Source organism: Salinibacter pepae (assembly GCF_947077775.1).
GTDB lineage: Bacteria > Bacteroidota > Rhodothermia > Rhodothermales > Salinibacteraceae > Salinibacter > Salinibacter pepae.
The window spans coordinates 2,755,438-2,776,556 of the sequence record NZ_CAMTTE010000001.1; the positions used below are offsets into that span (position 1 = coordinate 2,755,438).

Consider the following 21,119-nt stretch of genomic DNA (forward strand, 5'->3'; position numbering starts at 1 on the left):
CGGGTCGTATGCGTGATTGAACGGTCTTTTCACCAAACGCCGGGAAAAAATGCAGGTAACCATCGACCTTCCGGACGACGTGGGACTGGACGAGCACGAGGCGAAAGAACGGGTCGTCGCGTTGCTGTACGAGGCGGGGACGCTGTCGGAGAAGCAGGGATGCGAGGTGCTTGGACTCTCGCGTCGGGCCTTTCAAGAGATGCTCTCGGAGCACGACGTGGCGTACATGAACAGCGATCCGGAGGACATTCAGTATGAGTTGCGACATCGTCGCGAGTGATTTTGACGCCCGCAGTCCCGTCGGAATAAGCAAACCGATTGCTTTGACCCCGTGGAAGGCTGGGACATCCTCGTGAGCGATACCGGACCGTTGATCAGCCTGGAGTCACTTCCAGCGGGGTTTCAGTGGATCCGGTCGGTCCTCGACCGGCTCATCATTCCGCCGACTGTGCTGGGGGAGGTTGCTCATCCGTATGGGGGACGACAGGCGTTTCTGGAAGACACAGGACTTCGTCGTCTGATTGACGTGCGGCGCCCAGGGACTCTCTCGGAGAAAACTCTTGCATCAGAGTGGCACGTGTTAGATGAGGGAGAGCAAGACGCGATTGCTCTTTCTCGACAACTTGGACAACCTCTCCTGATCGAGGAAACGGCCGGCCGCCGCGTGGCTAGAAGCCTCGGATGTGAGATCTCAGGAACCGCTGGGCTGATTGATCGAGCTCGCCAGGAAAATTTTCTCTCTCTGACATAAGCAGAGCGAATGTGGGAGGTTCTACTGGAAGAGAATCGGATTTCCGAGTCCTTGTACCAGTCTCTGGTGCAGAACGAATAGTGGTCTACCGCTCAGCGGGCAGAACGGCCCTCCGATCCGTCGGCAGCGCCTGCACGTCAAGGGCCGCATCGGCCTCGACGACGGCCCCGTCAACACGTCCGACCACGTCCGCCTCGCGAGCGCGCCCTGAGGCGGCAGATGGCGACCGTGGGCGGGCTGTGCGTGGACGCGTGGAGGTGCGGAGGAATGGAAAAAGAGCCGACGCCGGAAGTCAGCTCGACTGAAAGATCACAGTCTTGGGGCGTGTGAAGGAGATGGTGGCAGGAGAAACGGACAGTAACCGTGGGTCGAGGGGATAACTGCTTTGCTTGGTTTGCAGGGTGACGTGTTGCTCAGGCGTTCTTCGGCCGCACGTTCACGTCGACCTCCAGCCCCGCCCGGTCCAGCATGTTAATCAGCGCGTCGATGCTGAAGGCCTGGATCTTGCCGTTCGTCAGTTCGCTGATCCGGGCCTGCGTCGTGCCCAGCTCCTCGGCCGCCTCCGCCTGCGTGATGCCTTGCTCTCGGAGGGAGCGCTCCAGAGGGGCCATCAGGCGGGCCCGCACACGGAGGTTCTCTGCTTCTCCACCCTCAAAGCCGAGATCTTCAAAGACATTGCCGGTCGATTCGGTGATTTCGTTTTCCATAACTGAGATGGTCTTGCAAGAGAGAACACTGACTTAAAGGCTGTGGGTGCGAGGTCACTCACCAGCGTGTTCTTTCGCGATCTTGTAGCGTCGGCGACCGATGTTCAGATGCCGCTCCGGGGTCTTCCGAGACGTTTTCTTAAAAGCATGGAGCACATAAATCGAGTCGCCAAACTTTGCTACGTAAAAGATGCGGTACTCATTGCCGTACTCCTTGATGCGGAGCTCGTAGGTTCCAGAGCCGATTGTCTTCATCGGTTTGAAATCCGTCGGTTGGTCGCCGCGCTGGACTTTGTCAAGCTGGTAACCGGCTTCCCTGCGGACATCCTCCGGGAATGTGCAAAGGTCTCCTCGGCTCGATCCAACAAAAGCGAGATTTTGCACGAGCGTCGGGACTATTCAGCGGATGTGCCGCATCACTTTATATTGAAATCGATATAAAGTGATCCAGGTTGTTCTTTAGTTCAATAAAAAAGTCGGGCGGATGGCTCCATTCAGTCCCCCTGCACTACCACCGCCCCGGGCCGCGAAAACGACACCGTCTCCTCTGTGAGTGCAGGCGGACGCGGGGCCGGGGTGTAGCCGGCCTGCTCGGTGTGAAGCAGTACGGAAGGCCCCGAGGCCAGGTCCAGATCGGCGGTGCCCTCCAGATTTACGGCAACGTGGATCGGGGGACGCTCCAGCCGAAGCGTCGTGTCGCTCGGCGCCTCCACGGTCAGCTCGTCGCCGAGCCGTGGGCGCAGGGCCAGCAGGTCGTGGTAGAGGGCCAGCACGCCGTCGTGGGGCGGGCGGGTGGGCTCGTCCCAGTCCAGCACGCTGCGCTCGAAGGGGGCCGGGGCCTGCGGGTCGGGCACCGCGCCCTCAAACCCCGAGAAGTCCGCGAACTCGTCCTTGCGCCCTTCGGTGACCGACGGGCCGAGCTCCTCGTCGTGGTCGGTAAAGAACTGGAACGGCGTGGACGCCGCCCACTCCTGGCCCATGAACAGCAGCGGCACCTCCGGCACCACGCAGAGGAGCACCGAGAGCGCCCGGTACGTCGCGGGCGACACGTCGCCCGTGAGGCGGGTGCCGGTGGGCCGGTTGCCCACCTGGTCGTGGTTCTGGATGAACACGACGCACTGCGTCCGGTCGACCGGATCGGGATCGGTGCCGCGAGGGCCGTCGAAGTGCTCCGAGTGTTCACCCCGGTAGAACCAGCCGTCGCGCAGGGTCGTGGCGATGTCGGCGGCCGTCGTATCCTGGTAGTCGCGGTAGTAGCCTTCGGTGTCCCCCGCCGTGAGGACGCGCAGCTGGTGGTGCAGGTCGTCGCTCCACACCGCATCGAGCCCGTAGCCGCCGTCGTCGCGGGGCTGCACGAGGCGGTTCAGGTTGCGGCGGTCCTCGGCGATGAGGTGCCGTTCGGGGCCGTCGACGTGTTCGCCCACCGCGGCCGATAGCTCCCCCAGAAAGTGCGTTTCGCTCTCATCGCGGAGGGCGTGGGTGGCGTCGAGGCGGAGGCCGTCGACGTGGTACTCGCGCAGCCAGTGCAGCGCATTGTCGAGGAAGAAGCGCCGCACGCCCGCCGAGCCCTCGCCGTCGAGGTTGACGGCCGGGCCCCAGGGCGTCTCGGACGTGTTGGTGAGAAAGGGGCCGAAGGCGTTGGCGTAGGCCCCGTCCGGCCCCAGGTGGTTGTAGATGACGTCCAGGAGCACGGCCAGGCCGGTCTGGTGGGCCGCGTCCACGAGGCGGCGCAGGGCCTCGGGCCGGCCGTAGGCGCGGGCGGGGGCGAACCAGGCCGCCGGGTCGTAGCCCCAGTTCCGGGCGCCCGGAACGTCGTGCACCGGCATCAGCTCGATCGCCGTCACGCCCAGGTCCCGCAGGTACGCGAGCTGCTCCCGCACGGCATCGAAGGTGCCCGCCTTGGTGAAGGCGCCCACGTGCAGCTCGTAGATGACGAGGTCCTCCCGGGCCACGCCGTCCCAGTCGTCGTCCTCCCACGCATAGGCGCTCGGGGCAATCACTTCGGACGGCCCGTGCACCCCTTCCGGCTGGAAGCGGGCGGCGGGGTCGGGAAAGGGGCCGTCGTCGCCCAGCCGGAACCGGTAGCGCGTGCCGGGGCCGGCGGCGTCCGTGGTGCACGCGAACAGGCCGTCCTCGGTCTCCGACAGGGGGAGGGACGGCCCGCCGCTGAGCGCCAGGGTGACGGCGTCGGCTGCCGGGGCCCAGACGCGGAACGTGACGGCGTCGTCGTGGGGGTGGGCGCCGTGGAGGGGAAAAGAGGGAGACATGCCAGACGGGGACAAAACGGGGGGCGGTACGGAGGGCGACGGCCGCTGGAGAGGCCACGCCGGAGACGGACGGCGCCTGCGCCACGCGTCCGGAAGGCGATCGGGCAATCGCGGGGAGCCGTCCCCGAATCGGCCCTACCCGGTGACGCGACGCCCGGCGCAGTGCGACCGCGGGGGGCAGGGCGAGAAACTAGTCGCCGTATCCGGACGCCCGGCCGTACAGGTGCGTGAGTTGCGCGAGCCGCGTCTCGTCCTCCTCGGCGATCCGGTCGGGGGTGAAGCGCCATGCCCAGTTGTCCCCCATCGTCCCCGGGGTGTTGATGCGGCCCTCGCTGCCCAGCCCAATCACGTCCTGAAGGGGCGTCACCACGCGGTCGGCGACCGACGCCATCATTGCCCGAAGCGCCTGCCGGTGGACGCTCTCGTCGGGGTTCGTGTCGGGCAGGTTGAGGTACGAGTGCGCAAAATTGCGCTCCTTGTCGGAGAGGTCGTCCCGCCACCAGCCGACGATCGTGTTGTTGTCGTGCGTGCCGGTGTAGGCGACCATGTTGCGGCGGTGGTGGTGCGGGAGAAAGTCGTTGTCCGGGCCGCCGCCGAAGGCGAACTGCAGGACGGCCATGCCCGGAAAGTCGAACGTGTCCCGCAGCGCCCCTACCGAATCGGTGACGATGCCGAGGTCCTCGGCGACGACGGGCAGCTCCCCGAACTCGTCCTCCATGGCACGGAAGAACGCGGCCCCCGGCCCGCTCTCCCACGAGCCGTCGATGGCGGTATCGTGCCCGGCAGGGATCGACCAGTACTCGTCGAAGCCCCGGAAGTGGTCGAGCCGCACGAGGTCGAACAGCTCGAATGCGCGCCGCAGTCGCTCCGTCCACCACGCAAAGTCGTGCTCTTCCATCCGGTCCCACCGGTAGAGGGGATTGCCCCACCGCTGGCCCTCCGGGCTGAAGTAGTCGGGCGGCACCCCCGCCACCGACGTCGGGGTGCCGTCGTCGTCGAGCCGGAAGCGCTCCTGGTGGGCCCACACGTCGGCGCTATCGGGGGCCACGTAGATCGGCAGGTCCCCAAACAGCCGGATGTCGCGGGCGTGGCAGTAGGCCTGCAGGGCCGTCCACTGGCGGTGGAAGAGGTACTGCCAGTAGACGTGTCGCTCGATGGCGGTCTCGTGTTCGTCGCGGGCGCGCTTGAGGGCCTCCGGGTCGCGCCGCACGAGGGCCGAGGACCATTCGGTCCAGGCGGACCCGCCGTGGGCGTCCTTCAGGGCGGCGTAGAGGGCGTAGTCGTCGAGCCAGGCGGATTGGGACGCCCGAAACTGCTGCACGCGCGTCGCCTCCGGGGTCGATACGTCGGCCCGAAACCGGCGGAAGGCCGTGCGGAGGACCTTCCGCTTGCGGGGGACGAGGCGCGCGTAGTCGACGTGGTCGGCGGGCAGCTCCGTGAGGGGGGCGAGGTCGTCCTCCGTGAGGAGCCCGTCCTCCACGAGCGGCTCGGGGCTGATCAGAAGCGGATTGCCGGCAAACGTGGAGGGGCTGGAGTAGGGCGAGGCGCCGGGCCCGATGGGCCCGACCGGCAGCACCTGCCACAGCCGCTGGTTGGTGCGGGTGAGGAGGTCGGCAAACTGAAACGCGGCCGGGCCCAGGTCGCCGATGCCGTACCGGCTGGGCAGGGCGCTGACGGGGAGGAGAAGGCCGCTCGTGCGTCGAGAATCCACGGGAGAAAACGGTTGATGAGGAGGTTGTCGGGATGGGGGCGGCGCGCCGCTGCGGGCCCCGAACCGGGCGCGACGAGTGCGAGACGGGGCCGTGGCGGGCCGGGGGGCCCGCGGCCCGGGTCACTCGGGGGCCTCGTCGACCGGAAGGTGGGGCCGCTCATCGGGGGCGAGCCGCGTGTCGGGGGCGCCGGTGGCGGCCTCCACCCGGCCCCGGTACAGCCGCCGGAAGCGCCGGTAGAGCGTGTCGAACTGGGCGTCGGCCTCCGCGGCGGGCACGTCGATCACCTCGGGGTACTCAAACGTCGCGGCCCCGGCGGTGTCCACGAAGAGCGTCTTGAGGCCGAGCCGGCGCTGAAAGATCGACGCGGTGGCGTGGAAGACGTGAAACTTCTCGACCGGCAGGATCCACAGGTAGTGCGACAGCACGCCCCGGCGGATGTAGAAGCCGTCCTCGCCGCTGGCGTACATGTGATTGCGGTACTGAAGGACAGCCCATCCCAGGATGAACGGCACGAGCCCGAACCCCCACCAGGGCAGGACGACGCCGCCCAGGTGCAGCCAGCCCGCCGGCCAAAAGTAGACGGCGGGCAGGAGCAGCGCGGCGAGCACCGCCGTGTACCGGATGAACCGGCGGCGAATGGTCAGGCGCGAGACGCGTGTGAACGACTCGGGCAGCTGGACGGAGCGCACCTGGCGGGCCAGGTCGAGAATGCGTTCCGCGCCGGCGAAGGGCGCGATGACCCGGTGGCCCTGCTCCTCCACGTCCAGCCCGATCGTCTGGACCTTCAGCTCGTACCACCCGAAGGCCCGCATAAACGGGTTGGTGCGGAGGATCAGCGCCTGCACCTTGTCGAGCGGGATCGTGCCCTCCGTCACCGTAAACAGGCCGTGGCGCTTGCGCAGCTTGTCGCCGTCGAGCCACAGCCGAAAGTTGTAGTAGCGCGCCACGTGGACCCCGATGCCACTGAGCCATCCCAAAATGATGGCGGCCCCCACCGTTGCGAGGATGGCCAGGGCGGGGTGGCTGAAGACGATCTCCGACACCCACTCCATCCGGCCGCGGGCCCGGAGCACCCGTTCGACCAGTGCCTCTGGGTTGAAGAGCTCGAGCACCGTGAAAATCACGGCGAGGTAGAGCAGAGAGAACCGGAACGCCCCCGACAACAGCACCCGCCGCAGCGGCATGTCGAGCAGCGTGTCCCTGTCGGCGGCGTCTTCGGCGTCCGCGTTCGCCGCCGCCGCGTCGCTCCCCTCCGCGTCCCGCTGGAACGACCGGACCACCTGACGGATCTTGCGGGCCTCGTCCTGATGCACATACTCCAGGCTGCCCTCGGTGCTTGTGCTGCCGGCCGTCTCGAGCTTTACCTTCGCGATGCCGAACAGCCGGGCGACGAGGTTGCGTTCGATCTGGATGTTCTGGACGCGTTCGATGGGGATGCTCCGGTTTTTCCGGTTGAACACGCCGCTCTGGATGACAATCTGTTTCGGCGTGATGCGGTAGCTGAACCGCCAGTACTGGAGCAGGATGGCCGGCAGGGCAAACACGCCGTACAGCGCGCCGAGCACCAGGGAGGTGACGTTCTCCGTCGAGCCGGGGTTGCGAAGAATCGGGAGCAGGATGATCACCAGGGCGGGCAGGCTGGTGCCCACCCGCAGGAGGAGCGTGAGCGGATGCAGGCGCTGCGGCTCACGGACGGCCCCGAGCGTCGTTGCGGCCGCGTCCTCCGCCGCATCGGTCGGGTCGGCCTCCGCATCGGTCGGCTCGGCCTCTGCATCGTCGGCGGGGCGGTCCGGCACTGGGGGCGGGTCCTGGCGCCCATCGGAATTGGGCTCCGCAGGGGAGGAGGGCGGCATCACACCGGCTCTTCAGTGAGCGGATCTTCGAGGATAAAGCGCTTGATCTTGTCCCGGATCGTCTCGGCCTCCGACAGGGGCAGGCCGGGGATCACGACGTCGCTGCTGCGCGACCCGGCGGTGTGCACCACGAGGCGGCCGAGGGCGAATTCCCGCTCGATCAGGTCCTGAGACACGTCGACGTGCTGGATGCGCCGCAGCGGCACGATCGTGCGGACGTGTTGCAGGACCCCGTGCTCCATGTAGAGCTCCTCGGGCCGCAGCACGAACCCCCATGCCCGGTAGCGAAGGCGCGGCCAGGCCACGCAGTAGAGCACGCCCCCCACGAGAACCGTCCCCGACAGCACGCCGAAGGGAAGCCAGGAGTCGGGCGAAAACAGGTGGGTGAGGTCGTAAAACAGGGCGGGAAGAAACAGAAACATCGAAAAGGCGGCCATCTTGATCGCCCAGACGGGCCGGATTGACGGGTCGAGCGATCGGATGGCGTCGCCGGCCGCCACGTCGGCAACGGTGGCGTTGGCGGGGGCACTCATAGAACGGGTCGACGAGGGTCCAAAGCGTGGCGGACAAGCAACTCTATTGAAACAGGGACGCCGCGCGAGGTTTCCGCAGGCGCGCGGCCGGGGGAGCGGCCCCGGCCCTCACGCGGGCTTGGCCTGTGTCGTCACGACCTCGACGATCCGGCCGACGACCTCCTCGACCGGACGGTCGGCATCGAGGGTGTGGTGGGCCGCCTCGTAGGCGGGCCGCCGCTCGTCCAGCATCGCCTCGATGCGGGTGCGCTGCTCGTCCCGCGGCAGTCGGGTGCCGGTGTCGTCCTCCAACAGGGGGCGCCGGGTGTCGTCGTCCGCTACGCGCCCGAGCACCGTGTCGACCGGGGCCTCCAGGTACAGCACGAGGCCGTGCTCCTTCGCGAAGGCCCGGTTCGCGTCGTCCACGAGGGCTCCCCCCCCGAGGGCCACGACGAGGTCGTCGGTCGTGGCCGTTCGGCGGAGCAGGTCGCGTTCGAGCTCGCGGAAGCGCGCCTCCCCCTCCTCCGCGAAGAGGGCGGGAATGGAGCGCCCGGCGTGGGCGGTGATGAGGCGGTCGAGGTCCAGAAACGGCTGGCCGAGCCGGGCCGCGGCCTCGGGGCCCACGGTGGACTTGCCGCTTGCCATGAAGCCGGTCAGGTACACGCGCATAGAAAACGGTCTGAAGTTCGGAAGGAAGGCTGTACGGGAGGGCATCGTCTTCTGCGAGAGACCACTCCATGCCCGACGTCGTACCAGGGGCTCCGGCACGCGTCCCACGTCTCCCGATCAACGATGCCCCGATATCGATTGCTCGTCGAGTACGACGGAACCGACTTCCACGGGTGGCAGATCCAGCCGACCGTTCCGACGGTTCAGGGGGCGCTGGAGGAGGCGGTCGACACGGTGGTCGGAACGGCGTGCCGGGTCACCGGCTCCGGGCGCACGGATGCGGGGGTGCACGCCCGCGGCCAAGTGGCCCACGTCGACCTGCCGGAGGCCCGCGATCCGTACCGCCTGCGGCGCTCGCTCAACGGCCTCACGCCGGATGCCGTGGCGGTGCGTCGGGTGGAACGGGCGCCGGACGACTTCCACGCCCGCTACGACGCCCGTCGGCGCCGCTACCACTACCGCCTCCACACCCAGCCCTGCGCGCTGGGGCGGTGGGGGCGCACCGAGGTGCGTCCCGTGCCCGACTTCGACCGCATTCGGGCCGCCACGCCCGACCTGCTCGGGCGGCACAACTTCAGCTCCTTCTGCCTCACCCAATCGGAGACGGAGAACCGCGTCTGCACCCTCACGCACCTGCGGTGGGTCGACGAGGCCCGAAGGGGCTTCTGGCGGGTCGAGGTGGTCGGGACCCGCTTTTTGCACGGCATGGTGCGCGCCCTCGTGGGGACCCTCGTGGAGATCGGGCACGAGAAGCGCGCCGCCGACGCGCTTCCGGCCGTGCTGGCGGCGCGGGACCGGCGGGCGGCTGGGCCGTCCATGGCGCCGGAGGGACTGGTGCTGGAGGCCGTCCGGTACGAGCAGCCGCTGTTCGACGACGGGCAGGGCGATCCGCTCGTGCCGGCGGTGAGGCGGGAGGCGGAGCCGGCAAGAGGCGGCGCCGGGCGGGGGCCGGCGCGCCGCTGATGCGAGAGCGAACGGTCGTCTCACGTCGACCGCGACACGTTTGCGGCAGGGTTGTAACAAAGGTGGGGGCGCGGTCCGTTGCCCAAGGCCCATCCCCTCAAAAGACCCCGTGTCTTCATGGACCTCGACATCCGCACCGTTCTTCGCTGGCTCATCATCGGCGTAATTGCACTCCTCGGCCTCAGCCTCGTGGGCGTGCTGGTGGACGTGGCGGGGGCGCTGCTCCAGCTCGTGCTGAAGGCGGGGGCGGTCGTGCTCGTGGTGCTTCTCGTGATTCGCGTACTGGAGGGCGTGCGGTCGGGGTAGGTGGCTTTTCTCCGGGTTGATTTCGACCTTACGGGTGCACAATTCCTCCCGAAAAACCCCCGTTTCCCGTGGACACGGTTCAGGCGTCCCCTACCCCTTCCGTTGAGCAGTCGTCGGCCTACAGCATTCCCGCCGAGGCCCATTTGCTCGAACAGGTCATCGTCCACACCCCCGGGTCGGAGATGGAGCTCGTGTCGCCGGCGAACCGAGAAGACCTGCTCTTCGATGACATCCTCTTCGTCGGCCACGCGCGGCAGGAGCACCTGCTCATGTGCTCGGTCTTTGAGAAAATTGTCGGCCGCCCCGACGCGGTGCTCCAAATTAAAGACCTTCTGCTCCAAACGTTCGAGGCGGCCGAGGAGGCCCGTCACGCCTTCGTGGAGAAGCTGTGCCGAAGCCTGCCGGAGCAAAACCTGGGGGCCGTGGAGGACGAGCTGAAGCGGTTCTCTCCCGAGGAGCTCCAGCAGTTTGCCCTGACCGGCCAGTCGGACCTCGCCATCCGGGCCCAGCCGGTGCCCAACCTCATGTTCACGCGCGACCTCGCGGCGGTGGTGCACGACCACATCATCCTGAGCCACGCCGCGACGGTGGCGCGGACGCGGGAAAGCATCATTATCAACGTCATCCTGCACCACCATCCCCGATTCGCCCCCCACAGCGACAAGGTCATTGAGCTGCCCCCCGGCGTCACCTTTGAGGGGGGCGACCTGCTCGTGGCGAGCCCCGACACGGTCCTGATCGGCCACTCGGAGCGAACCTCGCTCGGGGCCATCATGGCGATTGCGCACGAGTTGTTCGAGCGCACGCCGGTGGAGCATGTCCTCGCCGTCGACCTGCCCAAGCGGCGCGCCACCATGCACCTCGACACGGTGTTTACCTTCGCGTCGCCGGAGGAGGTGATCGTCTTTCCCCCGCTCCTCGAAACCCATGGCTTCGGGTACGCGATGCACTTCACCGCCGCGGACGAGACGGGACGCTTCGTGACGGACATGCGCCGCAACCTGCGCGACGTGCTCGACGAGCTGCTCGATCGCGACCTGACGTTCATCCCCTGCGGCGGCACGGAGCGCCTCCACCAGGAGCGCGAGCAGTGGACGGACGGGGCCAATGTGTTTGCGGCCGCACCGGGGGCCATCCTGGGCTACGAGCGCAACAGCCGCACCTTCGAGCGCCTGCGGGAGCACGGCTACCGAATCGTGTCCGCCGAAAGCTTCCTCTCCTACTTCGAGTCGGGAGAGTTTCATCCCGGCCGGGAGAAGGTCGCAATCCAGTTGGGGGGGACCGAACTGTCACGGGGACGGGGGGGGCCGCGCTGCATGACGCTTCCGGTCGCCCGCCACGCCACGCCGTCGGGCGACGCTCCCGCGGGCGAGTAGGGGCGTCGGGGAAGAGCCGGGTGCGGCGCCCGCACACAGGATGCCGCGTCCTGGGGCGCCCCGGGCTCGTTCCCCCATTCTTCCATTCTCCAACGCAGGCCCCGAAACTGCCGCCCGCGCCTGCAGGTTCAGATAATATGTCGATCTTCTGAACCCATTTTCCGGTGCTTATGCGTGACGTGATTATTATCGGGGCCGGCCCCGTCGGGCTGGCCTGTGGCGTGGAGGCCAAGCGCCGCGACCTCGATGCGCTCCTCATCGAAAAGGGCGCGCTCTGCAACTCGTTTATCGGGTACCCCACCCGGATGGAGTTTTTCTCCACCCCGGGCCCGCTGGAGATTGGAGGGCACCCGTTCCCGACCCGCGACTACAAGCCGCGCCGCGAGGAGGCGCTCGACTACTACCGCCGCGTCGCCACGACGGAGGACCTGAACCTGCGCCTCTACGAGCCCATGACGGACCTGCGGGGGCAGGATGGGCACTACACGGTCGTGACCGAGAACGACACGTACGAGGCCCGAAAGGTGGTGGTGGCCACCGGCTTCTACGACGTGCCCAACCAGATGGGCGTGCCGGGGGAGGACCGCGACAAGGTGCGGCACTACTTCAAGGAGCCGTTCCCGTACGCCCTCACGGACGTGGCCATCGTGGGCGGGGCTAACTCGGCGGTGAAGGCGGCCCTCAACTGCTACCGCCACGAGGCGAACGTGACGATGGTGGTGCGCGACTCGGCGCTCGACGACGGGGTGAAGTACTGGCTCCGGCCCGACGTGGAAAACCGGATCGACGAAGGCTCCATCGACGCCTACTTCGACACGACCGTCTCGGCCATCGAGTCGGACACCCTCCACCTCGACACCCCCGACGGGCCGCAGACCATCGACAACGACTTCGTCCTCGCGATGACGGGGTACCGGCCGAACTACGACTTCCTGGAGCGGCTCGGCATCGCCATCCGCAACGACGAGGCCCGCACGCCGGTGCACGACGAGGAGGGCACGTTCGAAACGAACCGTGACGGCCTGTACCTCGCCGGGACCATCTGTGGCGGCTGCGACACGAGCCGGTGGTTCATCGAGAACGGGCGCGTCCACGCCGAGAAGATCACGGACCACATCGCCGCCACGCTCGACCCCGAGCCCGCCGTGGTGTAAGGGGGAGGGGATACCCCCCGAGCCATCGCTGGGGCTTCAGATCCGAGCCCCGGGTTTTCGTTCCCGGAGCCTCATCCGACTTCACGCAACTCCTGCTCGATGAGAGCGACTGTCGGGGCGCGAACGGCTCCTGAACTGGCGTTCCTCGGGGCTAGGCCGGTCCGTCGGCGGGATGGGGCACAGACCCGCGGTCCAAGGCCGCCCGTGGCGCGTGTCTCAACCCGATCGGGCAGTCGCCGCGTCTCCGGTGGGCCGGCGCGGCCCGTGTGAACCCGTTCCTGCTGACCCTGTGTGGTCGGTTGCGTCATCGTTGCCTGAGCCCATCCCCCGCATCGGCTCTTGTCGCAGGCGACGGCGCGGGCGCTCTGCTCGGGCCGAAAGCGCCCCCCGAGCCCACACGCTCCCCGGACGCATCTCTTCTCCCTCACCGTTCCGAAACGCAAAACCGCAATGTCTACGCTGGGTCGTCTCTGCTCCCTGCCTGTCCTCTTTTGCTTCGCCGTGCTTGCCGGCGCCTGCCAGTCGGAGCCATCGTCGCCCCCGGACGCGGCTGCGCAGGCGCAGGACGTGCAGACGTACGGGGCGTCCGTCGATACGGCGGCGGCGCGGGCGGCGGCGGAGGTGGCGGCCAAGCCGTCGAGGCTTGCCGACACGACCGTGACAGTTCAGGGACGCATCTCGACGGTGTGCCAAAAGAAGGGGTGCTGGCTCGCGCTGGACACGGGCACGGCGATGCCGATCCGCGTGCTCGTGCCGCGTACCGACGACGGGTACGAGTTCACGGTGCCGACGACACTGGCCGGCGAGGCCACGGTCACGGGCACCCTCCGAACCGTCGAGCTTGACTCCGCCACGCAGAACCATCTTGCCGAGGACGGGGCTTCGTCGGCACGCGCCCGAGAAGTGCAGATTGCGGCGACCGGCATTCGGGTGGTGCCCGACGCCTGACCGCCCGTCTCGGGCAGTGCTGCGGCGCAGCTGCATTCGCTACGCTGACCGGTTGCTCCGTCCGCGACGGAAGAGGAGATCGGCCCTCACCCCCCCCTCCGCGTCGAAAGGCGGCCCGCCGGTGGGCCTCACGCCGTGTCGTTCACCTTGAACTGGCGGAGGGCCCGAATGGCGTGGGGGTCTTCGGAAAGCGACGTGGCCGCCTCAACGAGCTGACGGAGCTGGTCGTCGCTCAGGGGCTGGTCGATCGCGTTTACGTCGTAGGCGATGCCGAGGTCGGGAAAGTCGCGGTGGCTCGACTGGAGGTTGCTGGCCCCGGCCTCGTAGATGGTGTCGTCGATCGCCTTCTTGGTCCCGCGCACGTCGCTGTGCACCACGGCCAGCACCCAGTGGGGGAGTTCGGCGTTCACGCCGATCGTGTGCCCCTGCCCGAAGACGGTGTCGCGGACGGTGCCCTGCTCGTTTAGGAGCCGGGTGGAGGTGCTCATCCGCGAGGCAATGCGGGGCTGGGCCTCCTGCGTGGCGGCGCCGATGTGGGGGGTGGTAAAGACGTTGTCCATCTCGGCGTACGGGTTGGTCCAGTCCTCGTCGGCGCTGCCCGGCTCCTCGGGGAAGACGTCGACTGCCGCGGCGCGCACGTGATCCTCGTCGATGGCCCGCTTCAGGTCGGCCGGGTCGTACAGAAAGCCGCGGGCCGCGTTGATGAAGGCCCGCGGGCTGTTGTCCGGCCGGTCCGCGCCGAGCTGCCGGAAGTGGCTGTAGTCGAGCAGGCCGCTGTTGGGCTGTCCCTGCGGGTCCTCCGCCGAGACGTGCACCGTCACGAAGTCGCCCTTCCGAAACGCCTCCGCGAGGCTGGAGCACGAGGTCCAGCCCAGAGTGGTCCCCACCTCACGGGCCACGTCCGCCTCGTCGTAGAAGCGAATGTTCATCCCGAAGGCGTCGGCCAGGCGGGCCAGCTGCTTGCCGATGTTGCCGAGCCCAATGACGGAGAGGGTCTTGTCCATCAGCTCGTAGCGGCGGGTGCTGTCCTTCGTCCACAGGTGCCGCCGTCCCGTTTCGTTGGCGGTGTAGAGCCGGCGCGCCAGCACGACCATTTCGCCCATCACCATCTCCACGACCGACCGGCCGTTGCTCACCGGGTCGTTGAGCACGAGCACGCCCTCGTCGGCACAGGCCTGCTTGTCGACGGTGTCGTCGCCGATGCAGCACAGCATGATGGCCGCCAGGTTGTCGGAGGCCTGTACCACGTGCTCGTCGACGACGAACTTGCTGCGCTTGTAGATGAGATCGTGCTGGCCCTGGCGCAGCCGCTCGACCATCGCGTCCTGGTCGTAGCACTCCGGTTTGGGCACCCGATCCGGCTCGATGCCCTGTTCGCGCAGGAGCGTGTCGAGGCTCGGGTCCGGCTCCTCCAAGATCAGGGCCTTTTCGAAATGATCGTTGAGGAAGCGCGTCTGCAGAGACTCCATGGTGTAGACGGAGGGTTCGCGAAGCGGGAGGGTGGGCGTAGACCGACTAGATACAACGGAAGCCCCCATTCCGTGCAGGGGACATCCGTAAAAAACGGGCCACGTTTTCGGATGGATGAGGGGACAACAAAGAAGCCGCCGGGCCGGGGGGGCGCGGCGGCTCCTCAGTCGTCGCGACGGCAGGGGGCGCCGTCGGCAAACCGGCATGCCCCGCACCGGGTTACAGGACGTCCTGCACCGTCTCGCCGATGAGGGCGGGGTTTTTGACCACGGTCGCGCCGGCCTCTTCGAGCGCCTGGAACTTGGCCTCGGCCGTGCCGGAGCCGCCGGACACGATCGCGCCGGCGTGGCCCATGCGGCGGCCCGGCGGCGCCGTGCGCCCCGCGATGAAGCCGAAGACGGGCGTGTCCATGTGGTCCTGGACGTAGCGGGCGGCCTCCTGTTCGTCGGTGCCGCCGATCTCGCCGATCAGGACGATGCCGTCCGTGTCGGGGTCGTCCTCGAACAGCTCGAGCGCGTCGATGAAGCGCGTGCCGATCACCGGGTCGCCCCCGATGCCGACCGCCGTGCTTTGGCCGAAGCCGGCCCGCGTGATCTGGTCGACGGCCTCGTAGGTGAGGGTCCCGGAGCGCGAGATGATGCCGATGGAGCCGGGCTCAAAAATCATGGCCGGCATGATGCCCACCTTGGCCGCGCCCGGCGTGATGACGCCCGGGCAGTTCGGGCCGATGAGGTGGGCGCCCTTCTTCTTGACGTACTGGTAGGTGGGCTTCATGTCCGCCACCGGAATCCCCTCCGTGATGCAGATGATGACCTCGGCCCCCGCGTCGGCGGACTCCTGAATGGCGTCGGCCGCGAACGGAGGGGGGACGAAGATGATGGACGTGTTGGCGTTTTCCTGCTCCACCGCCTCGGCGACGGTGTTGTAGACGGGCCGGCCCAGGTGCGTCTGGCCGCCCTTGCCGGGGGTGACCCCCGCCACCACGTTGGTGCCGTAATCAATCATCTGTTCGGCGTGGAAGGTGCCTTCCGAGCCCGTAAAGCCCTGCACCACAACGCGCGTGTCGTCGTCGACGAGAATGCTCATGCGTTCGGGAAGTTTGGAGTGGGAAGTGTGGAGTGTGGAAGGGGGGATCGGGAAAGTGACCCGGAGATACAGCTTATAGCCTAATGGACGCCCCCAAAAAGCGCCAGGGACCGGAACGAAAAACCATCCAAAACCGGAGCGTGACGCGTGATCTTTTCCGCCGGTCCGTTCCTCTCACGCATCACTCTTCATGATTGCGTCGCCGACGCGCAGGAGCAGCGCCTCGTCGAAGTGGGGCCCGAGGACCTGCAGCCCCACCGGCAGCCCCGGCGTGTCGGGGTGCTCACCGATCGGTACCGTGAGGCCGGGCAGCCCCGCAAGGTTGGCCGTGACGGTGTAGATGTCGTTCAGGTACATTTCGAGCGGGTCGTCGGTCTTCTCGCCAAGCCGGAACGGGGGGGTGGGTGTCGTGGGCGTGATGAGGGCGTCGACGTCCTCGAAGGCCCGTTCGAAGTCGTGGCGGATGAGGGTACGCACGCGCTGGGCCTTCTCGTAGTACTTGTCGTAGTAGCCGGCGGAGAGGGCGTAGGTGCCGAGCATGATGCGACGCTTCACCTCGTCGCCGAAGCCCTCGGTACGGGTGCGGGTGTAGAGGGCGTCGAGGGTGCTCTGCTCGTCGTCGAGTTGGGCTTCGAGGGTGTCCGCGCGCGCCTCATCGCCCTGTGCGCGGGCAGTGGCGAGCTCCTCTTTCAACTCCTCGCGGCGCTCCTGGAGGGCCTGCTTCGTCTCCTGCAGGTCGGCCCGGTGGCCGTAGCGGATGCCGTCGTAGCGGGCGAGGTTGCTGGAGGCCTCGGCCGTGGCGACGAGGTAGTAGGTGGCCACGCCGTACTCGGTGTGGGGGAGGGACACCTCCTCGACGATCGCGCCGGCGTCTTCAAGCGCGTCGACCTGCTCGCGCACCATGCGGCGGATGTCGTCGTCGAGCCCCTCGGCGAAATACTCTTTCGGAAGGCCGAGGCGGAGCCCCTCCACGCCGTCGCCCAGCGCCGCCGTGTAGTCGGGCACGTCGACCGGGGCGCTGGTCGCGTCGCGCTCGTCCTCGCCCGCGATCACGTTGAGGATGGTCGCCGCGTCCTCCGCGCTGCGGGTCAACGGGCCGATCACGTCGAGCGACGACGCGAACGCGACGAGGCCGGAGCGGCTGACGCGGCCGTAGGTGGGCTTCAGGCCCACGGTGCCGCAGAAGGCGGCGGGCTGGCGCACCGACCCGCCCGTGTCGCTGCCGAGGGCGGCGTGGCACAGGCCGGCGGCCACCGCCGCGGCCGACCCGCCGGACGACCCGCCCGGCACGTACTCGGAGGCGTGCGGGTTGCGCACCGGGCCGAAGTGGGACGTTTCGTTCGACGAGCCCATCGCAAACTCGTCGCAGTTCGTCTTGCCGATGAAGATGGCGCCGGCGTCGCGGAGGCGGTCGATGACCGTCGCGTCGTAGAGCGACGAGAAATCCGCCAGCATCTTCGACCCGCAGCTGACCGGGTAGCCGCGGATGCAGATGTTGTCCTTGACGGCCAGGACGAGGCCCGCGAGCGGGCGCGGGTTGCCGCGCTCACGCTGGCTGTCGAGGTAGCGGGCGTGGTTCAGGGCGCCGTCCTGGTCGACGCTCGTGAACGCGTTGATCTCGTCGTTGCGCGCGTCGATCCGCTCCAAAAAAGAAGAGACCAGGGCTTCACAGCTGGTCTCTCCGGCGTCGAGGGCGCGACGGGCATCGGTAAATGTCGGGTACTCCATGCGTAGACGGGAAAACTCTGCGGAGAGGGGGGCGCAGCGAAGAGAGGGGACGGGACGTGGACGAGGCCCGGCTCCAGCGAGCCGGGGGCCGCTAGGAGGGCTGCTCCTTCTCCTGCCCCTGGGCGTTCGACTCGGCGGCGCCTGAAGACGGCGAGCCGCCGTCCGCCGGCTCCTCGGCGGCCGGCTCCGAGGGACGGCCCTGGGGCTGTCCCTGGGGACGTTGCTGTTGGCCCTGACGGGGCTGGGGGGCGCCCTGCTGCGGGGCCTGCGGCTCGTTGATCTGACGCCCCTGCCCCTCGTTCTCAATCTCGCGGGAGATCTCGTTCGTCGCGCTCTTGAACTCCCGGATGCCCTTGCCGATGCCGCGCGCAATTTCGGGGATCCGCTTCGCCCCGAACACGAGCAGTAGGACCAGGAAGATGATAATCAGTTCGGGAAAGCCGATGCCGCCCATGGGAATCGTGGAGGGCTTGGTGGGAAGAAAGAGAGCACGCGCGTTCCGGCTTGTCAGCTGCCTCGAGGCGGGCAGACACGACCGACAGCGCCAAAACTGGCACCTGTAGCCGGACGCGAGGCAAACGAGGCGGGGGAATGGGGGTTCCAGCTTGTGTGGCCTCCGCAAAGATGAACGCGGTTCCCGAAACAGCCCCCCGTGCGGGCATGTATCGGTGGAAAACTTTTTTCGCCATGTGCCCCTGACCGCCCGCTCGGGCCCCGGCGATGCTCGTGTGTTCTTCGTGATGCGCCCCCCCATGCCGATGTCTTCCCCCCGCCCCCGACGCCGCGACGCTTACCCAAGACGACATTCGGAGCTGGCCGAAGGCCGAACTGCACTGCCACCTCGACGGCTCGGTGCGGCTGGAGACGATGCTCGACCTGGCGCAGCAGCAGGGCAAAATGAGTGTGCTCCCCGCCGACAGCGTGGCCGGGCTCCGCGACGAGCTCCGGCAGGTGGAAGCGTCCGGTACCCTGGAGGCGTACCTCGCCTGGTTCGACTACACGATTCCGCTGCTCCAGACCGAAGCGGCGCTCCGGCGGACGGCCTACGAGCTGGCGGCGGACAACGCGGCGGAGAACGTCCGGTACCTGGAGGTGCGGTATTCGCCCATCCTTCACGTCGAGTCGGACCTGTCCCTCGAGGCCGTGAACGACGCGGTGATCGAGGGGCTCCGGCGGGCGGAGGCGGACTTCGACATTACGACCTCCCTCATCGTCTGCGGCCTTCGGGATCGGTTCGAGAGTGCGTCGATGCGGCTGGCGGAGCTGGCCGTCGAGTATCAGCACGAAGGGGTCGTGGCGTTTGACCTGGCGGGGGGCGAGGCGGGGAATCCGCCGAAGGGACACCTCCACGCGTTCTACCGGGCCCGCAACAACCTCCTCAACCTCACGATCCACGCCGGGGAGGCCTGGGGCCCCGACTCCATCCGCCAGGCGCTCTTCTACTGCGGGGCGCACCGCATCGGGCACGGCATCTCGCTGCGGAAGGACCCGGAGCTCATGCAGTACTTTGCCGACCACCGCATCCCGCTCGAAATCTGCCCGACCAGCAACGTGGACACGCAGGCGGTGCCGAGCCTGGAGGCCCACCCCATCGAAACGTACGTGCGGTCCAACATTCCGGTCACCGTCAACACCGACAATCGGCTCTTCAGCCGCACCTCGGTGACGAAAGAGCTCTGGCGCGTGCACCAGCACTGCAACCTGGAGGCGCGCCATCTCCGCGAGATTGCCCTCAACGGGTTCCGGTACGCGTTCCTGCCGCACCAGCAGAAGCAGGACCTGCTCCGGTCCGTGACGGACGACTTTCCGCTGGCGGAGACCGCCGAGACGCCGCTGTGGTAGTTTCGGGTGTGGGGAAACGGGCGAACGGGAGAGAGGGAGTGTAGGAGAGGGGAAGAATGTGAAAGAGCTGGACGACGACGGCTCGGCCTGTCATCTGGTTCGATCCTGGGAGGTCTGATTCCTATCATGCCCCAAGCTAATTTGATCGAATAGATATGGAAAAAGGGGACACGGAGACGCGGTGAGGTCGCGTCCTCCATTCTCCCCGTCCCCTGTTCTCCGCGTCCCCGCGCCGAGCCGAACGAGGCGCTCCCCCAACGAGTCCAGTTTGGCTTGTCAGAGTCCTCTTCACTTCTCGCCAATCATCCCCACCGCCCATGGTTCAGACGATCGATCAGGCCGCCTCCCTGCGCGGCACCGTGTCCCTGCCCGCCGACAAGTCGATCTCGCACCGCTCCGCCCTCCTGTCGGCGCTCGGGACGGGGCGCTCGCGGGTGTACAACTTTCCCGACTCGGCCGATCCGCAGTCGACCCTCGACTGTGTGCGTACCCTCGGAATCGAGGCCAGCCGGAACGACGAGGGCGTGCTCGCGATCCACGGCCGCGGGCTCGGGGGGCTGCACCCGCCGAGCGAGCCGCTCGACTGTGGAAACTCCGGCACCACCATGCGCCTGCTCTCGGGCATGATGGCCGGCCAGGAGTTTGGGAGCGTCCTGACCGGGGACGAGTCCCTGCAGCAGCGGCCGATGGAGCGCATCGCCGACCCCCTGCAGGCCATGGGGGCACGGATTGACCTACGAAGTGGACACGCGCCCATCCGCATCCGCCCGCAGCGTTCGGACGGACTGCGGCCCCTCGAGTACCGGCTGCCGGTGGCCTCGGCCCAGGTCAAGTCGTGCGTGCTGCTCGCCGGGCTGTACGCGTCGGGGCGCACCGTTGTGATCGAGACGACCCCCTCGCGCGACCACACCGAGCGCATGCTGGGCCTGGAGGTGCAGGAGGTGGGCGGCGAACGGCACATCATCGTGGAGGAGGACCACACCGTGCCGGCCGTCGACTGGTCGGTGCCCGGCGATTTCTCGGGGGCGGCCTTCTTCCTGGTGGCTGGCACGCTGGTGCCCGACAGCGAGCTGCACCTCGACGACGTGGGCCTCAACCCGTCGCGCACGGCCCTGCTCGACGTGCTGGACGGGATGGGGGCCGACATTACGGTTGAGAACGAGCGCGTGCAGGGCAGCGAGCCGGTGGGCGACATCACCGTCCGCTCCGCGTCGCTCTCCGGCATCGACATCGGGGGGCGTCTCATCCCCAATCTCATCGACGAGATTCCCGTCATCGCCGTGGCCGCGGCCTGCGCGGAGGGGCGCACTGAGATTCGGGACGCGGAGGAGCTGCGCGTGAAGGAGACCGACCGCCTCCACGCGATGGCGCAGAACCTGGAGGCGCTGGGGGCGAAGGTGCAGGAGCGAGAGGACGGCCTTATCATCGACGGCAACGGCCCCAATCTGTTGGGGGCCGCGGTGACGAGCCACGATGACCACCGCATTGCCATGGCAATGGGCGTGGCCGGCCTCGTGGCGCACGGCACCACCACCATCTCGGACGCCGAGTGCGCCCGCGTGTCGTTTCCGGGCTTCTGGGACGAACTCTCGCGCGTGTCGGTGTCCTAGGGGCACGTCCGGGTGGCCTCGGAGAAGGGGCCGTGTCTGGAGGGAAACGCGGAGCACGAAGGATGCCCGCGGCGATGCGTCGGTTGCCAGCCCCGCACACACGATCGAGGGGTGGGCCCCGGCGGCCCGTGCCGACTACGGCCGTCCGCCGCCGGGGGCCGGCCC

Annotated in this window: 20 protein-coding genes; 9 read left to right on the top strand and 11 right to left on the bottom strand. The window is 68.0% G+C overall.

Annotated features, from left to right (window positions below; translation table 11 throughout):
* Positions 1 to 49 precede the first annotated feature (49 nt).
* Entirely contained in the window at positions 50 to 280 is a 231-nt protein-coding gene (locus OJA40_RS11480; RefSeq protein ID WP_103016063.1) for a UPF0175 family protein, read from the top strand.
* Positions 281 to 352: 72 nt separating this feature from the next.
* Entirely contained in the window at positions 353 to 751 is a 399-nt protein-coding gene (locus tag OJA40_RS15660; protein WP_480918973.1) for a PIN domain-containing protein, read from the top strand.
* A 413-nt stretch (positions 752 to 1,164) separates the two neighbouring features.
* On the opposite strand, the gene OJA40_RS11485 is transcribed toward OJA40_RS15660, so the two are convergent.
* From OJA40_RS11485 to OJA40_RS11515, 7 genes are all read right to left on the bottom strand, one after another.
* A complete protein-coding gene (locus tag OJA40_RS11485; RefSeq protein ID WP_013061263.1) occupies positions 1,165 to 1,458 on the bottom strand; it encodes a helix-turn-helix domain-containing protein in 294 nt (97 codons plus the stop codon).
* A gap of 54 nt (positions 1,459 to 1,512) precedes the next feature.
* Positions 1,513 to 1,842 (bottom strand): type II toxin-antitoxin system RelE/ParE family toxin, encoded by a 330-nt coding sequence (locus OJA40_RS11490; RefSeq protein WP_103016062.1) that lies wholly within the window; start codon positions 1,840 to 1,842, stop codon positions 1,513 to 1,515.
* A gap of 110 nt (positions 1,843 to 1,952) precedes the next feature.
* Complete coding sequence (treZ, locus tag OJA40_RS11495) at positions 1,953 to 3,725, bottom strand: malto-oligosyltrehalose trehalohydrolase (protein WP_263810733.1); 1,773 nt, start codon at positions 3,723 to 3,725, stop codon at positions 1,953 to 1,955.
* A 190-nt stretch (positions 3,726 to 3,915) separates the two neighbouring features.
* Positions 3,916 to 5,436, bottom strand: a complete 1,521-nt coding sequence (malQ, locus tag OJA40_RS11500) for a 4-alpha-glucanotransferase (protein ID WP_259250315.1) — start codon at positions 5,434 to 5,436, stop codon at positions 3,916 to 3,918.
* A 120-nt stretch (positions 5,437 to 5,556) separates the two neighbouring features.
* Positions 5,557 to 7,290, bottom strand: a complete 1,734-nt coding sequence (locus tag OJA40_RS11505) for a PH domain-containing protein (protein WP_263810734.1) — start codon at positions 7,288 to 7,290, stop codon at positions 5,557 to 5,559.
* Complete coding sequence (locus tag OJA40_RS11510) at positions 7,290 to 7,823, bottom strand: PH domain-containing protein (RefSeq protein WP_263810735.1); 534 nt, start codon at positions 7,821 to 7,823, stop codon at positions 7,290 to 7,292. Before OJA40_RS11510 ends, OJA40_RS11505 begins: the two co-directional genes overlap by 1 nt.
* Positions 7,824 to 7,931: 108 nt before the next feature.
* Positions 7,932 to 8,471, bottom strand: a complete 540-nt coding sequence (locus OJA40_RS11515; RefSeq protein WP_263810737.1) for a shikimate kinase — start codon at positions 8,469 to 8,471, stop codon at positions 7,932 to 7,934.
* A 123-nt stretch (positions 8,472 to 8,594) separates the two neighbouring features.
* Between OJA40_RS11515 and truA the strand changes: the two genes are divergently transcribed.
* The 5 genes from truA (at position 8,595) to OJA40_RS11540 (ending at position 13,218) form a co-directional block, all read left to right on the top strand.
* A complete protein-coding gene (truA, locus tag OJA40_RS11520) occupies positions 8,595 to 9,434 on the top strand; it encodes a tRNA pseudouridine(38-40) synthase TruA (protein WP_208427546.1) in 840 nt (279 codons plus the stop codon).
* 117 nt (positions 9,435 to 9,551) lie between these two features.
* Positions 9,552 to 9,740 carry a hypothetical protein gene (locus OJA40_RS11525; protein ID WP_231847344.1) on the top strand — a complete coding sequence of 63 codons (189 nt, stop codon included), beginning with the start codon at positions 9,552 to 9,554 and terminating at the stop codon, positions 9,738 to 9,740.
* A 68-nt stretch (positions 9,741 to 9,808) separates the two neighbouring features.
* Positions 9,809 to 11,116, top strand: coding sequence for an arginine deiminase (locus OJA40_RS11530; RefSeq protein WP_263810738.1), 1,308 nt, complete (start codon positions 9,809 to 9,811; stop codon positions 11,114 to 11,116).
* Positions 11,117 to 11,286: 170 nt separating this feature from the next.
* On the top strand, positions 11,287 to 12,270 hold the full coding sequence (locus tag OJA40_RS11535) for a YpdA family putative bacillithiol disulfide reductase (RefSeq protein WP_011403438.1): 984 nt from the start codon (positions 11,287 to 11,289) through the stop codon (positions 12,268 to 12,270).
* Between the two features lie 450 nt (positions 12,271 to 12,720).
* The gene (locus tag OJA40_RS11540) at positions 12,721 to 13,218 is read left to right on the top strand and encodes a DUF4920 domain-containing protein (RefSeq protein WP_251942034.1); all 498 of its coding nucleotides are present in this window, start codon (positions 12,721 to 12,723) and stop codon (positions 13,216 to 13,218) included.
* A 128-nt stretch (positions 13,219 to 13,346) separates the two neighbouring features.
* Here OJA40_RS11540 and OJA40_RS11545 read toward each other — a convergent pair whose 3' ends face one another.
* From OJA40_RS11545 to tatA, 4 genes are all read right to left on the bottom strand, one after another.
* Entirely contained in the window at positions 13,347 to 14,687 is a 1,341-nt protein-coding gene (locus OJA40_RS11545; RefSeq protein WP_239498334.1) for an NAD(P)-dependent oxidoreductase, read from the bottom strand.
* A 220-nt stretch (positions 14,688 to 14,907) separates the two neighbouring features.
* Positions 14,908 to 15,774 (bottom strand): succinate--CoA ligase subunit alpha, encoded by an 867-nt coding sequence (gene sucD / locus OJA40_RS11550; RefSeq protein ID WP_208427475.1) that lies wholly within the window; start codon positions 15,772 to 15,774, stop codon positions 14,908 to 14,910.
* Between the two features lie 174 nt (positions 15,775 to 15,948).
* A complete protein-coding gene (locus tag OJA40_RS11555; protein WP_208427474.1) occupies positions 15,949 to 17,502 on the bottom strand; it encodes an amidase family protein in 1,554 nt (517 codons plus the stop codon).
* Positions 17,503 to 17,593: 91 nt separating this feature from the next.
* Positions 17,594 to 17,956 carry a Sec-independent protein translocase subunit TatA/TatB gene (gene tatA / locus OJA40_RS11560; protein WP_208427473.1) on the bottom strand — a complete coding sequence of 121 codons (363 nt, stop codon included), beginning with the start codon at positions 17,954 to 17,956 and terminating at the stop codon, positions 17,594 to 17,596.
* Between the two features lie 398 nt (positions 17,957 to 18,354).
* Between tatA and add the strand changes: the two genes are divergently transcribed.
* Entirely contained in the window at positions 18,355 to 19,344 is a 990-nt protein-coding gene (gene add, locus OJA40_RS11565) for an adenosine deaminase (protein WP_263810741.1), read from the top strand.
* A gap of 317 nt (positions 19,345 to 19,661) precedes the next feature.
* Complete coding sequence (gene aroA / locus OJA40_RS11570; protein WP_251942033.1) at positions 19,662 to 20,954, top strand: 3-phosphoshikimate 1-carboxyvinyltransferase; 1,293 nt, start codon at positions 19,662 to 19,664, stop codon at positions 20,952 to 20,954.
* The last annotated feature ends 165 nt before the right edge of the window (positions 20,955 to 21,119 follow it).

Coding starts and splice junctions, on each gene's coding strand:
- OJA40_RS11480 (WP_103016063.1), top strand. CDS start 50: ATGCAGGTAACCATCGACCTTCCGGACGACGTGGGACTGGACGAGCAC.
- OJA40_RS11485 (WP_013061263.1), bottom strand. CDS start 1,458: ATGGAAAACGAAATCACCGAATCGACCGGCAATGTCTTTGAAGATCTC.
- treZ (WP_263810733.1), bottom strand. CDS start 3,725: ATGTCTCCCTCTTTTCCCCTCCACGGCGCCCACCCCCACGACGACGCC.
- OJA40_RS11505 (WP_263810734.1), bottom strand. CDS start 7,290: ATGCCGCCCTCCTCCCCTGCGGAGCCCAATTCCGATGGGCGCCAGGAC.
- OJA40_RS11510 (WP_263810735.1), bottom strand. CDS start 7,823: ATGAGTGCCCCCGCCAACGCCACCGTTGCCGACGTGGCGGCCGGCGAC.
- OJA40_RS11515 (WP_263810737.1), bottom strand. CDS start 8,471: ATGCGCGTGTACCTGACCGGCTTCATGGCAAGCGGCAAGTCCACCGTG.
- truA (WP_208427546.1), top strand. CDS start 8,595: ATGCCCCGATATCGATTGCTCGTCGAGTACGACGGAACCGACTTCCAC.
- OJA40_RS11525 (WP_231847344.1), top strand. CDS start 9,552: ATGGACCTCGACATCCGCACCGTTCTTCGCTGGCTCATCATCGGCGTA.
- OJA40_RS11535 (WP_011403438.1), top strand. CDS start 11,287: ATGCGTGACGTGATTATTATCGGGGCCGGCCCCGTCGGGCTGGCCTGT.
- OJA40_RS11540 (WP_251942034.1), top strand. CDS start 12,721: ATGTCTACGCTGGGTCGTCTCTGCTCCCTGCCTGTCCTCTTTTGCTTC.
- OJA40_RS11545 (WP_239498334.1), bottom strand. CDS start 14,687: ATGGAGTCTCTGCAGACGCGCTTCCTCAACGATCATTTCGAAAAGGCC.
- sucD (WP_208427475.1), bottom strand. CDS start 15,774: ATGAGCATTCTCGTCGACGACGACACGCGCGTTGTGGTGCAGGGCTTT.
- OJA40_RS11555 (WP_208427474.1), bottom strand. CDS start 17,502: ATGGAGTACCCGACATTTACCGATGCCCGTCGCGCCCTCGACGCCGGA.
- tatA (WP_208427473.1), bottom strand. CDS start 17,956: ATGGGCGGCATCGGCTTTCCCGAACTGATTATCATCTTCCTGGTCCTA.
- aroA (WP_251942033.1), top strand. CDS start 19,662: ATGGTTCAGACGATCGATCAGGCCGCCTCCCTGCGCGGCACCGTGTCC.